We start from the raw sequence: 12,839 nt of genomic DNA, 5'->3' as shown, positions 1-12,839 counted from the left end.
CCTCCGAGAACCCAGTGAAGAGCGTCTCGCCGTCCGGTGAGAGGGCATATATGGGGGCCCAACGATTCGGTCAACAGCAGGATTGCAAATTTATGGCGTTCATGGCGATTTTTTTACGATTGGGCTGAAGAATGGCGGTTTTGCGTCGTTCGCTTGGTTAACCTTCGGCCTTATCATCAAGCATGGCGGCCATATTGCGGGCTGCCTCGCGATCGTCGGCACTCTTGAACGTCGAATCGATATCGGGCGCCCGCCCCAACATCAGCATCAGGGACCAGAGCGCGAACCGGCGCCCCGCGTCCTGCTCCATGCCGAGGTCGACCGCCATTCGGTCCAGCCCAGCCGAAAGCGCGCCCGCGCTGATCTGCTCCGGGTCGCGCGTGCCGAAATAACGCTGCAGCTGGTCGTCGAGATCCATCCTACGCGCCCCCCGATTCCAAGGCCTCACTCGCCTCGAGCCAAATCGCCTCGGCTTCGTCCAGCTTGCCCTGCAAATCCGCCCGGCGTTTCATGAGCTCCGTCATTGTCATTTTTGCCAGCGCGCCCTGTGCCGAACCCGGGTCGAACATCGCCTGATCGTGAAGGCGAATCGCGGCGGCATGAATCTCCATGTCCTTTTCCGCCTTGCGCGCCGTCTTCCTCAGCGTCTGGCTCCTCTCGCGCGCCTCGGCATTGACGCGGCGTTGCTCCTTGCGGCTATTGCCGTTTGTCCCATCGCCCTTCCCGCCTTCGCCGGGGTCCTTCGCCAGAACGAACGCGATATAATCGTCGATCGAGCCGTCGAAATCCCTGGCCGTTCCCGAATCGACAAGGACAAGCCGATCGGCCGTCATCTCGAGCATGTGGCGATCGTGGCTGACGATGACGACCGCGCCGGAATAGGCATTGAGCGCCTGGATAAGGGCTTCGCGCGCATCAACGTCGAGATGGTTGGTCGGTTCGTCGAGGATCAGCATGTGCGGCGCATCGCGCGTGATCAACGCCAGCGCCAATCGCGCTCGCTCCCCGCCGGAAAGCCGTCCGACCTCGGTTTCCGCCTTTGGCCCCGAAAAACCGAACCGGCCGAGCTGGGCGCGCACGTGGCCGGGTTTCGCATCCTTCATCAACCGGCTCATATGCTGCAAGGGCGTATCGGCGCGGTCGAGCTCCTCCACCTGATATTGTGTAAAATAGCCGACCCGCATTTTGGGCGAGGCGTTCATCGCCCCCTCGATCGGGTCAAGCTGCCCGGCGAGCAGGCGCGCCAGCGTCGTCTTGCCATTGCCGTTCCGGCCGAGCAGCGCCATCCGCTCGTTCTCGTCCAGCCGCAGATCGAGCCGGCGCAGCACCGGATTGCCGTCATAGCCCACGCTCGCCTCGTCCAGAGTCACGAGCGGGGGGCGCAATTCGTCGGGGCTTGGGAAATCGAAGCTCAACGAGGGATCGTCGATCAGCTCGGCAATCGGCTGCATCCGGGCGAGCGCCTTGGCGCGCGATTGCGCCTGCTTTGCGGTGGAGGCACGCGCCGAATTGCGTGCGACATAATCCTGCAGCTTCTTGCGCTCGCTTTCCTGCTTTGCCTTGGCGGAGGCGAGCTGCGCCTGCCGTTCCGCGCGCTGCCGCTCGAACGCGTCGTACCCGCCGGGATAGATCGCAAGCCGCCCCCCGCTCAGGTGCAGGATGTAATCAACCACATTGTTGAGAAAATCGCGTTCGTGGCTGACCAGCAAGATCGTCGCCGGATAGGATTTGAGAAAATCCTCCAGCCACAGCACCGCTTCTAGATCAAGATGGTTCGACGGTTCGTCGAGCAACAACAGGTCCGGCGCGGAAAACAGCAACGAGGCCAGCGCCACGCGCATCCGCCACCCGCCGGAAAAGCTGTCGAGCGGGCGATGCTGCGCCGCTTCGTCGAAACCCAGGCCGACGAGAATACGCGATGCGCGCGCCGGCGCGGAATAGGCATCGATGGCGAGCAGGCGTTCGTGCACTTCGGCAAGGCGGACCGGTTCGGTGCAGCTTTCGCTTTCCTCCATCAAGGCCGCGCGTTCGGTATCGGCGGCCAGCACCGTATCGAACGGCGTCGCTTGCCCGGCGGGCGCTTCCTGCGCGATATAGCCGATGCGGCTGCCCTTCGGCATTTCGATGCTGCCTCCGTCGGGTTCCAGCATGTCGGCGATGACGCGCACCAGCGTCGATTTGCCCGCCCCGTTGCGCCCGACCAGCCCCACCCGCCCGCGCGGCGGAAGGCTGGCACTCGCGCCGTCGAGAATGGAACGGCCGCCGAGGCGAACGGTGATATCCTTGATGTTCAACATGGCTGCCGCCTAGCCGCAAACCCGCCCCGCTGCAAAGGACGCCGGGCGCACGGGGATATAAACCGGCGTCGTGCGCGTTGCACGATCATGGACGATACGATCGAGAATTTACGCCGGGCCATGGAGGACGCCGCCGCTGCGATGGATTTTGAAGAGGCGCGGCGGCTGCGCGACCGTATCAATCTCGTAAGGCTCGGCGCCGATGCCGATGGCGCGGCGGCCGCGGATACGAGCGGGCTGACCCGGCAACAGCCCGGACGCATGGGGCTTGGCACCGGGCGGCAATCGGTCGAGCCACCGGCGGGATGGACCCGCCCGAAAAAGCCCGATCCCATGACACGCGGACGGAGCAAGCGCCGCCGCGAAAAGCCCTGACATCGCGGGATGGATCGCCGGTCATGCGATCGGCGCTCTGACGCGGGGGGCGGCCTGTGCGATATTAGGCTCCGGCGCGGGCGGGGACGCCCTGACCGGGGTTTCCGGCATCGTGGCGATCTGCACCCGGTTCCGCCCCGCCTCCTTTGCAGCATACAGCGCCTGATCCGCCATGCGGTAGAGCGTATCGTAACCGGTCACCCCGTGCGTTGCGGCGACGCCGATACTGACGGTGATGCACCGCGATCCGTCGCCGACATGCTCATGCCGGCACGCGGCCACCGCGGCCCGCACCCGCTCCGCAAAGGCGGCGAGTGCGTCGCCCGCGATCCCGGTGGTCAAGATCACGAACTCCTCCCCGCCCATCCGCGCCACCGGAAAGCCTGCGGGCACCGTTTCGCGGAGCGTAGCGGCGATGCAGCGCAACACCTCGTCACCCACATCGTGGCCGAACCCGTCATTGATCGCCTTGAACCGATCCACATCGATCAGCAAAAGCGCCACCGCCGACACGTCGGCACCCGCGCCGAACATCGTTTCCGCCGATTCTATGAAGTAAAGGCGGTTGCCCAGCCCGGTCAGCGCATCCTGCCGTGCCATGCGATAGGCGATCGCCTCGGCACTTCGCGCGCGATCGCGTTCGTTGCGCAGATGCGCATACTTCGCGGTCGTCGATATGGCGAGCCAGAGCGTCTGCCACGCCGCGGCGTAGAGCACGATGATCTGCGCCCCGCCGCCCCAGAACATGGTGTCGGTATCGAAAACCTGCACGCTACCGAGCGCGAGCATCGGCACAGCCCACGCCCGGCCGAGCGAAATGGCGGGGGCATGTCCGCGCCGCCACGCCGCCACGATGCACACCGCGCACAGCAGCAGCACGGCAAGAACGAGAATGCCGACGATATCCGCCAGAAGGTGCAACGGACCCGTCCTCAAAAGCGAGAGCGGTACACCGGACAGACCGACGAGCGTACCTGCCCCCGCCGTGATCCGGCGCAAGGCTTTTGGCACGCCCGCCTCGCGGATCGCGCTCACCACGCTGGCCGTGGCTAGGAATATGGCAAGACAGGCGAGAAACGTCGCGATCTGCGCCGAGCTCCGACCGGCAAATCCGGGAACGAAGGCCAGGATCATCTGCGACCAGATCAACCCCCAGACCAACACGCACGCCGCCCACGCCCCCTGCCACGCCGCGCTTACCGACCGCATCGCGATCGCAAGGCCCGCATTATAGAGCGCGCCGATCAACAGCAGCGTCAGCCCGGCCCCGATCGTGGCGGACAAAGCCGCGAACCGAAGGGCAGCCTCGTCGTCGTGCACGATGTTCATGCGCAGGAACTGCACGTCGGCAAGGCGATCGATACGAAGGACGATGGATTTCAGCGGGGCCTTCAGGGCATGGTCCGAAAAGGCGATCTTCGACCCGGGACGCCAATGCTCGGAAAAATCGCCGACCCTGACGGAATACCGGACCAGTTGTCCCGTATCTCCGACAAAGCGGACTTCCATGCGTTCGAACCGCGTATTTCCGACGATGAGCACCGCGTCGGCATTGTCCTCCCCGTCCCCTGCCCGCTTCAGCCGCAGCCACAGGCTTTGCGTGTTGTAATCGCGCGGCGGTCCGGCGCAATCGTAGGCATCGGGCTCCGGCGGATCGTCGGTGGACAGGGCGGTGACGGCATAACAGAAATCGGAAAGCTGCAACGTACGGGCGTATACAGTCTGCGGACGAAACGCGACGAACAGCACAAGAAGAACGAGAGTTGCCCCCGTCAGAAGCGAGAGCAGCGTGCGCAAGCGTCGGCGAATCGCGAAAGCATCCGGTGCAGCATCGTACGGCACGGCATCGCACGGCGCAGTCGCGCGCGCGTCAAAACCGTCCAGAATGGCTTTCCGTCGATGAAACGCCCGCCCGCACGGCGATTTCATGCTCGCGCCCCCGATCAATATTCGGTCAAGGCGGCATGAAACTTTCGGAACAGGCGAAGGCCGGCCACCCTGACATCCCCGAACAGGACGCTAGTCGCCGGAGGGCGCAATTTCAAGCAAGCCTTGCCGCAAATGGCCTCGAACACTTTAAACGGCCGATGTATTACTTGGCCGGAACGCACGAATCGCGCTGTGCCCCGATCCGGAAAAAGCGGCTCACCCTAGAATTATTTGAGCACGCTGCCCGGCATGCGGTCGCGGGCACCAAGGACATGCGCACCCCATACCGTGGCCATCACCAGAAGCGCACCGACCGCCTGGTGCGCCACCGCGATCCACAGCGCCAGCGCGCTCATCACCGTTGCGATGCCGAGGATGATCTGCGTGCCGAAAGCGGCGTGGATCGCCACCGATGCCCCGCGTGATCGCACCCTTATCCGCCGTGCCAGAACGATAAGCGCCGCAACCGCCGCCCATGCCCACCAGCGATGGATGAAATGCACGAGGAATGGATCCGCGCTCAGCGCGTGAAGCACGCCCTGGGACCAGTCGATCCCTGCGGGGAACAGCGCGCCCTGCATCAAGGGCCAGTCCCGCGCGACATAGCCCGCATTCAGCCCGGCCATCCACGCCCCATAGAGCAATTGTATCGCCAGCACGGCGAGCACCAGCGCCGCAAAGCCGCGCAAACGCGCAGGCGGCACGCCCCGCGCATTCAGCCGGAGATCGAGCGCGGTCCAAACGAGCCCGCCCAGCGTGAAGAGCGCGGTCATCAGGTGAATCGAAAGCCAGTAATGGCTGACATCCGTGCGGGCGTCCGCGATCGCATCCGGCCCGACGCCCGACCGCACCATCAACCAGCCGAACGCCCCCTGTAACCCGCCCAGCGTCAGAAGCGCGATCAGGCGCAATTTATACCCGCCGGGGATCATCCCGCGGATCCAGTAGAACGCAAGCGGCAGCGCGAATGCAAGGCCGATCACCCGGCCAAGCAGACGGTGCGCCCATTCCCAGAAATAGATGAACTTGTACTGCGCCAGCGTCATGCCCGCCGGGCCGTTTACCTGCACATATTCGGGAATGCGGCGATAGGCGGCGAACTCGGCCTCCCATTGCGCCTGGCTCATGGGCGGCAGGGCGCCGGTGACGGGTTTCCACTCGGTAATGGAAAGTCCCGATTCGGTGAGACGGGTGATACCGCCCACGATGACCATCGCCACGACAAGCGCGGCAACAACCATCAGCCATCGCGCGATGGAAAGCGGACGCGCCGGTCCGACGGGCAAGCTGCCTTCGGGCGTTGAATATTGCACAGCCATGCGAGCGCCCCTGCGACCAAATCGGAAAAATCGCAAGAGCGGGTTGCGCAATGTGATAATGTATCATACCTAGACGTCATGGAGCGTCCCCGTTTCCCCGATTGGCTCAACCTCGACCGATTCGGCATTGGCCTGTCCGGCCTGTGCGCGGTTCATTGCGTCGCCTCGATCCTCCTTGTCGGTGCGGTGGGGATCGGCGGTCATGCGCTGCTGTCGCCGGATATTCACAAATTCGGCCTTGTGGTCGCGCTGATCATTGGCGGGGCGACGATCGGGCTGGCCGCGCTGCGCTCGGGCCGGCGCGGGCCCCTTTACCTGGGTGGGGTGGGCATCGTGTTGATGGCTGGCGCGATCGCCGGACCGCACGGCCCGATAGAGGCGTTTCTGACCATTGCCGGAGTCGCTCTCGTGGCGGCGGCGCATGTATGGAACATGCGGCTGCATCGCTGCGCGATCTGAAGCGATTGCACCGCGCGATCCATGTCGCGCCTTGCAGAGCGGCCAGCGCACGCTATGTCGAGGGCATGACCCAAACCACCGACACAATCGCAATTCAGGTCAACGGCGACCGCATGCATACGCCCGCCGGCGCCAGCGTTGCCGACCTCGCCCGTCAACTGGATCTCAATCCGGCAAAGATCGCGGTGGAGCGCAATGGCGAGATCGTGCCCCGCTCCACGCTCGCCGATGTCGCGCTGTCCGATGGCGATACGCTCGAAATCGTGCATTTCGTCGGCGGGGGCGACCATGGCGATGACGATAGCTGGGAAGTGGCCGGACGCCGGTTTACCTCGCGCCTGATCGTGGGCACCGGCAAGTACAAGGATTTCGCGCAGAATGCCGCCGCGCTGGAAGCCTCGGGCGCGGAGATCGTCACCGTCGCCGTGCGCCGCGTCAACGTGTCGGATCCCAAGGCGCCGATGCTCACCGATTTCATCGACCCGAAAAAAGTGACGTACCTTCCAAACACCGCGGGTTGCTTCAACGCGGATGAGGCCGTGCGCACGCTGCGCCTCGCGCGGGAGGCCGGCGGCTGGGACCTGGTGAAGCTGGAGGTGCTGGGCGAGGCGAAGACGCTTTATCCCGACATGCGCGAAACCTTGAAAGCGACCGAAACGCTTGTGGCCGAGGGGTTCAAGCCGATGGTCTATTGCACCGACGATCCCATCGCGGCGAAACAGCTTGAGGAAGCGGGCGCGGTCGCCATCATGCCGCTGGGCGCGCCGATCGGTTCGGGGCTCGGCATTCAGAACCGCGTGACGATCCGCCTCATCGTGGAAGGGGCTAACGTCCCCGTGCTGGTCGATGCGGGCGTCGGCACCGCGTCGGATGCCGCGGTCGCGATGGAGCTTGGCTGCGACGGCGTGTTGATGAACACCGCCATTGCCGAGGCGAAGAACCCCGTTCTCATGGCCCAGGCCATGCGGCGCGGGGTGGAGGCAGGACGCGCCGCCTATCGCGCCGGGCGCATGGCGACGCGCAAATATGCCGACCCGTCCAGCCCGCTGTCGGGTCTGATCTGACCGTCCGTTTCTGATCTTGGCCGCGCGCTGTTTACCAAGTTTAACCAAACCGCGCGATCCTCCGTTCTGCTTGGACGCGGAAAGGGGATATGGTCATGGGTCAGGACAGCACGGGGGAGCAGCTTATCGCCGAGATGCGCGTTTTTGCCGCCTTCGATCCGGCAGAGCAACGCTATATCCGACGCAGCCTCGACATCGCGTTCGAACGGCACGATCCCTACGAACGCTATGCCCGCACGAGCCGGGAGGCCGTCTCCATCCGGCAGCAGATCATGGCATACAAGGACATCGGCGAATTGCGCGGTATGATCCCGACGCATGTCGATCAGAATGTCGATCTGTTTTTCGGGCGCCTCGTCCGGATGACGGTGTTCAATCTGTGCGAGGGGTGCATCTCGCGATTCGATGCCTATCGCTTCCTGTATGAAAGGATGCTCGGCCCCAATGTCCGGCTGTGGCTGCCCGCGTCGTTCTGCGCGGTTGCGGCGATGCCGAAACTTCCCCCCGAACGCCGTGCGCGCCTGCTCAAATCCATAAGCGAGGATGACGCGACCGCATCCGGCTGGTCATCGCGGCGCCCGCAGTTCGTGCCGACCTTCGTCCGGGACAGGGCGCTCGTACCGCAGCCCCCCCGCGCACTGAGGGCGCGCGCCCCGCTTACCCGCGGTAGAGCCCGTCGGTCCGGTTGCCATAACGTTCGCGGATCTTGTGCCGCCGGATCTTGAGCGACGGGGTCATTTCGCCATTCTCGATCGAAAAGGCTTCGTCGGCAAAGGCAAATCCGCGGACCCGTTCGATCACCGAAAGATGCGCGTTCACCCGGTCCAGCGCATCGCGGATCGCGGCCCTGAACGCCGCATCCTCGGTCCATTCCGGCCATTCACCCTTTCGATTCTGCGCCCTGCCCCATTCCGCGGCCCATTCGGCATCGGGCACCACAAGCGCGACGACATAGGGTTTGCGATCGCCCACGACCATCGCCTGCGCAATTTCCGGTTCGAGGGTGAGCATTCCCTCCACACGCTGCGGCGCGATATTGTCGCCCTTGTCGTTGATGATCATGTCCTTCTTGCGATCGGTGATGACGATCCGCCCCTTCGCATCGAGGTGCCCGATGTCGCCGGTAAGGAGCCAGCCGTCGTGCAACGCCTTCGCGGTTTCCGACGCGTTGCGCCAATAGCCGTGCATCACCAGTTCCCCGCGCACGAGGATTTCGCCATCGTCCGCGATGCGCACCTCCACTCCGTGCAGCGGCGGGCCGACCGTATCCATCTTCAGCCCCGCCGCCGGCCGGTTGCAGCTGATGACCGGGCCGGCCTCCGTCTGTCCGTAACCCTGAAGGAGCGGGAGGCCGAGGCCTGTGAAGAAATAGCCGATATCGGGATTGAGCGGCGCCCCGCCCGACACCATCGCCTTGATCCGCCCGCCGAATTTCGCCCGGATCTTGGGCCGAAGGCTGCGGTCGAGCACCCTGTCCTCGATCCCGTCGAAGAGGGGGCGGGTGCGCTCCTGCGACTGCCGCTCCGCCAGTGCGACGGCGCGCGACAGCAGGACATTGGCCACCTTCCCCTGCCCCCTCATCTGCCGCAGGATCTTCGTGCGCAACACCTCGAACAGGCGCGGCACGACGACCATGATCGTCGGCGCCGTCGCCTCAATATTCGCCGAAAGCTTGTCCAGCCCTTCGGCATAGTAGATTTCCGCGCCGAGGCAGATCGGCAGATATTGCCCGCCGGTGTGTTCGTACGCGTGCGAAAGCGGCAGGAACGACAGGAAACGTTCGCGCTCCCATCCGAAATCCTCCGCGATGATGCGGGCCGCCCCCGCGCAATTGTGCAGTATGGCGCCGTGATGCTGCCGCACGCCGCGCGGCGCGCCGCCGGTGCCGCTGGTATAGATGATGCAGGCAAGATCCTCGCGCGTGACATTGGCCATGCGCGCATCGACCGCGGCGCGGGCGGCGGCGGCGTCCCCTTCGTAAAGGTCGGGACAGCGGTGGAAGCGCACCTGCCCCGCCTGCTCCTGCCGTAGCGGATCGATCGACACGAGATGTTCGGCGCAATCGCTGTTGAGCATGGCGGGGAGCAAGGTCGCGGCCAGCTTGGAATTGGAGACGATCGCCGCCCGCGCGCCCGAATTTTCGAGCACGTGGAGATGATCCGCCGTCGTGTTGGTCGTATAGGCGGGAACGGTCACCAGACCGGCGGCCATGATGGCGAGATCGGCAATGCACCATGCGGGCCGGTTTTCCCCCACGAGCAGCACCCGGTCCCCTTTTTCAAGTCCGATCCGCCGCAGCGCTTCCGCCATGAGGCAGACCCGGCGCGCCACCTCCGCCCAGGACATCGGACGCCAGACGCCATCCTCCTTCGCGACGAGAAAGGGCGCATCCCCCATCCGGTCGGCGCGCGACAGGAACATCGCCACAAGACTCGTCGCCTTGTCGATCTCGGACAGGGTCATCGCGTGCGGCCCCTCGTTCGAACGGGTCCCTGGCATTGGCCTCTATCTCCTCTCTTGATCGGGGATTTAGGTGGCCGCGCCCGTCCGCACAAGTTTGCGTGCGTCGTGCCGACCCCGCAAATTGGCGTGACCTATTGTGCGGCTACCGCCCCTTCGCTGCGCGGATCGGCGCCGCCGCGAAGGATATCACCGGCACGCTCGATCCCGTTGGCTTTGAAGCGGCCCTGCCATACGCGCACGTCATGCCCAATCGCGGTCAGCGCGGCGGCCATGTCGGCAAGCGCCGTGCCCTGCTCCACAAGCACCGTATCGCCCGGCGCGTAAATCACCGGGAGTGCAATGGCATCGGCGACATCCATGTTCCAGTCGATGACGGCGATGATCGTCTTTGCCGTCTGCGCGATGATGGTCGATCCGCCCGCGGCCCCGATGGCCAGCCGGAAATCGCCGGAGGGGCCCATCACGATGCTAGGCGACATCGAACTGCGCGGACGCTTGCCCGGGCCGACCGCGTTCGCGACGGGCCGGCCGTTTTCCACCGGCACGAAGCTGAAATCGGTAAGCTCGTTATTGAGGAAATAACCGTTGACGAAGAGCCCCGATCCGAACGCGCTTTCCACTGTGGAGGTCAGGCTGGCGACGCCCCCTTCGCCGTCGACGACGACGAAATGCGATGTTCCATGCTCCGCCCCGTGCATGCCGGCGGGGCCAATTGCGACCGAGCCGGGGGGATTGCCGGGTTCGGCCGTGTCGAGCGCTGTGCTCGCGGACAGCATCGCACCCCGGTCGGCAAGATAGTCCGTGTCCATCAAACCGCGCAACGGAACCGAAACGACATCGCCATCGGCGACATATGCGCCCCTGTCGGCATAGGCGAGCCGCATGGAATCGGCGATCAGATGCCAGCTTTGCGGATCGTCCGCGCCCAGCGCCGCCATGTCGAAATCTTCAAGCTGCTTCACGATGGCATAGACCGTCGTCGCCCCCGACGATGGCGGGCCCATGCCGCAAATCTCGTATGCACGATAATCGCCGCATACGGCGGGCCGTTCCACCGCGCGATACCCGGCCATATCGGCCAGCGTCATCGCCGCGGGGTTGCGGGGCGCGGTGCGGACCGCTTCGACGATGGCCCGCGCATTTTCGCCGGTATAGAACGCGTTCGCCCCTTCATCCGCGACACGGGTCAGGAAACGGGCAAAAGCCGGATTGCGCAAGGTCGTGCCCACAGGGACCGGCGCGCCGTCCGCACCAAAGAACAAGGCGCGCCCCTCCGGGCTCAACCCGGCAATGTCGGGTGCACTCGCCAGCGTATCGTGCAGACGCTGCGTCACGGTGAACCCGTCGCGGGCGAGGCGAATGGCCGGCCCGAACAACGCGCGCCACGGCAACCGCCCATGTTCGGCATGGGCCAGCGCCATCATCGCGACATTGCCGGGAACCCCGGTGGAAAGCCCGCCGGGCCGCGCCTCGGCAAAGGATATCGGCCGACCGTCGCGCATGAACCAGTCACCGGTGGCCGCCGCCGGCGCGGTTTCGCGCCCGTCGAAGCTGGTCAGCACCCCGTCGTCGCGCAGGAGGAGAAAACCGCCCCCGCCGATGCCGCTGCTCTGCGGCTCGACCACGTTGAGCGCGAGCAGCACCGCGATCGCCGCATCGGTGGCATTGCCCCCCTGCCGCAGGATTTCCGCCCCGGCCTCGGCCGCGCGGGGATCGGCGGCGCTGACCATTCCCTTTTGCGGGGCGGGCTGAACGGTCGCATCGCGCCCTCCCCCCTCGGTAATGGGAAGGGTTGCGCAACCGCCGGTCATGGTGAGCATCAGCGGGGCAAGAAGCGAAGCGGTTCCAAAGCGAAGCATGACAGGCGTGCTATTCGCTTCCCACCGCCTCCGCAATCGTGGAAAAACCATCGCGGCGCATCAATTCGGGCAGGCGGCGCGTGATCTTCGCCGCGATGCCCGGCCCTTCGTATACCATCGCGCTGTAAAGCTGCACCAGGCTGGCGCCTGCGCGGATCCGCTCCCACGCGTCCTCTGCCGTGAAAATCCCGCCAATGCCGATGAGCGGGATCGTGCCGCCGGTCGCCTTGCGGAAATCGCGCAGCCGCATTAACGCCATCTCGCGCAGCGGTGCGCCCGAAAGCCCGCCGGTCTCGTCCGCATGGCGCGAGGCCAGCGGCGGGCGCGCCACCGTGGTGTTCGACACCATCAGCGCGCCCAGCCCCTTGTCCGCCGCAATGCGCGCGATCGCGTCGATGTCCGCAGGCTCCAGATCGGGCGCCACTTTCAGGAAAAGCGGCACGCGGATCGCGCCCCGCGCCTCGTTCACCGCGTCGAGCAGTTCGGTGAGCGCGCCCTCGTCCTGAAGCGCGCGCAAGCCCGGCGTGTTCGGGCTGCTGATATTGACGGCGAGATAGGAGGCATAGGGCGCCATCGTGCGCGTCATCCGCGCATAATCGTCGATACGGTTCGCGCTGTCCTTGTTCGCGCCGATATTGATGCCCACGATGCCGTCGCGCGCACCATCGATCCGGGCCCGGCGCCGCATGCGCACCGCGACCGCCTCGGCCCCTTCGTTGTTGAAGCCCAGCCGGTTGATGACGGCCTTGTCCTTCGCCAGCCGGAACATGCGTGGTTTGGGATTGCCGGCCTGCGGTCGCGGCGTCACCGACCCCAGCTCGGCGAAGCCGAAGCCGCAGCGCAGCAGCGCGTCCGGCACCTCCCCGTTCTTGTCGAAACCCGCGGCCATGCCGACCGGATTGGGAAAACGCAGTCCGGCGACCTCGCTCGCAAGGCTGGCCTGCGGCAGCGGCGGGCTGGCGAGGAGCGAGGACGGCAGCGTCTTCAACGCCCGCAACGCGGCGCCATGGGCGCGCTCTGCATCGAGACGGAAGATCAGCGGACGGACGACGGGATAGATCATGGCACCAGCCT

At 65.4% G+C, this 12,839-nt stretch carries 11 protein-coding genes; 4 read left to right on the top strand and 7 right to left on the bottom strand.

Annotation, left to right across the window (positions count from 1 at the left end; translation table 11 throughout):
- Nucleotides 1-157 precede the first annotated feature (157 nt).
- Nucleotides 158-418 carry a hypothetical protein gene (locus tag K4G67_RS13075; RefSeq protein WP_239806802.1) on the bottom strand — a complete coding sequence of 87 codons (261 nt, stop codon included), beginning with the start codon at nt 416-418 and terminating at the stop codon, nt 158-160.
- Nucleotide 419: 1 nt separating this feature from the next.
- The gene (abc-f, locus tag K4G67_RS13070) at nt 420-2,297 is read right to left on the bottom strand and encodes a ribosomal protection-like ABC-F family protein (RefSeq protein WP_239806801.1); all 1,878 of its coding nucleotides are present in this window, start codon (nt 2,295-2,297) and stop codon (nt 420-422) included.
- Between the two features lie 87 nt (nt 2,298-2,384).
- On the opposite strand from abc-f, the gene K4G67_RS13065 reads away from it, so the two are divergent.
- Entirely contained in the window at nt 2,385-2,672 is a 288-nt protein-coding gene (locus K4G67_RS13065; RefSeq protein ID WP_239806800.1) for a UvrB/UvrC motif-containing protein, read from the top strand.
- A gap of 21 nt (nt 2,673-2,693) precedes the next feature.
- Here the strand turns inward: K4G67_RS13065 and K4G67_RS13060 are convergent, their stop codons facing one another.
- Together K4G67_RS13060 and K4G67_RS13055 are read right to left on the bottom strand one after the other, a co-directional pair.
- Nucleotides 2,694-4,469: a GGDEF domain-containing protein gene (locus K4G67_RS13060; RefSeq protein WP_239806799.1), complete on the bottom strand. Its 1,776-nt coding sequence runs from the start codon at nt 4,467-4,469 to the stop codon at nt 2,694-2,696.
- Between the two features lie 359 nt (nt 4,470-4,828).
- Nucleotides 4,829-5,920 carry a COX15/CtaA family protein gene (locus K4G67_RS13055; protein WP_239806798.1) on the bottom strand — a complete coding sequence of 364 codons (1,092 nt, stop codon included), beginning with the start codon at nt 5,918-5,920 and terminating at the stop codon, nt 4,829-4,831.
- Between the two features lie 78 nt (nt 5,921-5,998).
- Between K4G67_RS13055 and K4G67_RS13050 the strand changes: the two genes are divergently transcribed.
- The 3 genes from K4G67_RS13050 (at nt 5,999) to K4G67_RS13035 (ending at nt 8,168) form a co-directional block, all read left to right on the top strand.
- A complete protein-coding gene (locus tag K4G67_RS13050; protein WP_239806797.1) occupies nt 5,999-6,379 on the top strand; it encodes a MerC domain-containing protein in 381 nt (126 codons plus the stop codon).
- Between the two features lie 65 nt (nt 6,380-6,444).
- Nucleotides 6,445-7,443 carry a sulfur carrier protein ThiS gene (gene thiS / locus K4G67_RS13040; RefSeq protein WP_275588882.1) on the top strand — a complete coding sequence of 333 codons (999 nt, stop codon included), beginning with the start codon at nt 6,445-6,447 and terminating at the stop codon, nt 7,441-7,443.
- Between the two features lie 95 nt (nt 7,444-7,538).
- A complete protein-coding gene (locus K4G67_RS13035; RefSeq protein WP_338026431.1) occupies nt 7,539-8,168 on the top strand; it encodes a hypothetical protein in 630 nt (209 codons plus the stop codon).
- Here K4G67_RS13035 and K4G67_RS13030 read toward each other — a convergent pair.
- The 3 genes from K4G67_RS13030 to K4G67_RS13020 all read right to left on the bottom strand — a co-directional run bounded on the left by K4G67_RS13030 (nt 8,101) and on the right by K4G67_RS13020 (nt 12,828).
- Nucleotides 8,101-9,906 (bottom strand): AMP-dependent synthetase/ligase, encoded by a 1,806-nt coding sequence (locus K4G67_RS13030; protein WP_239806806.1) that lies wholly within the window; start codon nt 9,904-9,906, stop codon nt 8,101-8,103. The two genes, K4G67_RS13035 and K4G67_RS13030, sit on opposite strands and share 68 nt — an antisense overlap.
- A 131-nt stretch (nt 9,907-10,037) precedes the next feature.
- On the bottom strand, nt 10,038-11,765 hold the full coding sequence (gene ggt / locus K4G67_RS13025; protein WP_239806796.1) for a gamma-glutamyltransferase: 1,728 nt from the start codon (nt 11,763-11,765) through the stop codon (nt 10,038-10,040).
- A gap of 10 nt (nt 11,766-11,775) precedes the next feature.
- Nucleotides 11,776-12,828 carry a quinone-dependent dihydroorotate dehydrogenase gene (locus K4G67_RS13020; protein ID WP_239806795.1) on the bottom strand — a complete coding sequence of 351 codons (1,053 nt, stop codon included), beginning with the start codon at nt 12,826-12,828 and terminating at the stop codon, nt 11,776-11,778.
- Nucleotides 12,829-12,839 lie beyond the last annotated feature (11 nt).

It is taken from the genome of Croceicoccus hydrothermalis, assembly GCF_022378335.1.
GTDB classification, from domain to species: domain Bacteria; phylum Pseudomonadota; class Alphaproteobacteria; order Sphingomonadales; family Sphingomonadaceae; genus Croceicoccus; species Croceicoccus hydrothermalis.
Note: the sequence above shows the minus strand (reverse complement) of the source record. Positions and strands in the feature narration are given on the sequence as shown.

Bases quoted from the DNA above. Each gene is read 5' to 3' on its own strand.
- K4G67_RS13020 (WP_239806795.1), bottom strand. From the start codon at position 12,828: ATGATCTATCCCGTCGTCCGTCCGCTGATCTTCCGTCTCGATGCAGAG.
- K4G67_RS13075 (WP_239806802.1), bottom strand. From the start codon at position 418: ATGGATCTCGACGACCAGCTGCAGCGTTATTTCGGCACGCGCGACCCG.
- K4G67_RS13065 (WP_239806800.1), top strand. From the start codon at position 2,385: ATGGACGATACGATCGAGAATTTACGCCGGGCCATGGAGGACGCCGCC.
- thiS (WP_275588882.1), top strand. From the start codon at position 6,445: ATGACCCAAACCACCGACACAATCGCAATTCAGGTCAACGGCGACCGC.
- K4G67_RS13035 (WP_338026431.1), top strand. From the start codon at position 7,539: ATGGGTCAGGACAGCACGGGGGAGCAGCTTATCGCCGAGATGCGCGTT.
- K4G67_RS13050 (WP_239806797.1), top strand. From the start codon at position 5,999: ATGGAGCGTCCCCGTTTCCCCGATTGGCTCAACCTCGACCGATTCGGC.
- ggt (WP_239806796.1), bottom strand. From the start codon at position 11,765: ATGCTTCGCTTTGGAACCGCTTCGCTTCTTGCCCCGCTGATGCTCACC.
- K4G67_RS13055 (WP_239806798.1), bottom strand. From the start codon at position 5,920: ATGGCTGTGCAATATTCAACGCCCGAAGGCAGCTTGCCCGTCGGACCG.
- K4G67_RS13030 (WP_239806806.1), bottom strand. From the start codon at position 9,906: ATGACCCTGTCCGAGATCGACAAGGCGACGAGTCTTGTGGCGATGTTC.
- abc-f (WP_239806801.1), bottom strand. From the start codon at position 2,297: ATGTTGAACATCAAGGATATCACCGTTCGCCTCGGCGGCCGTTCCATT.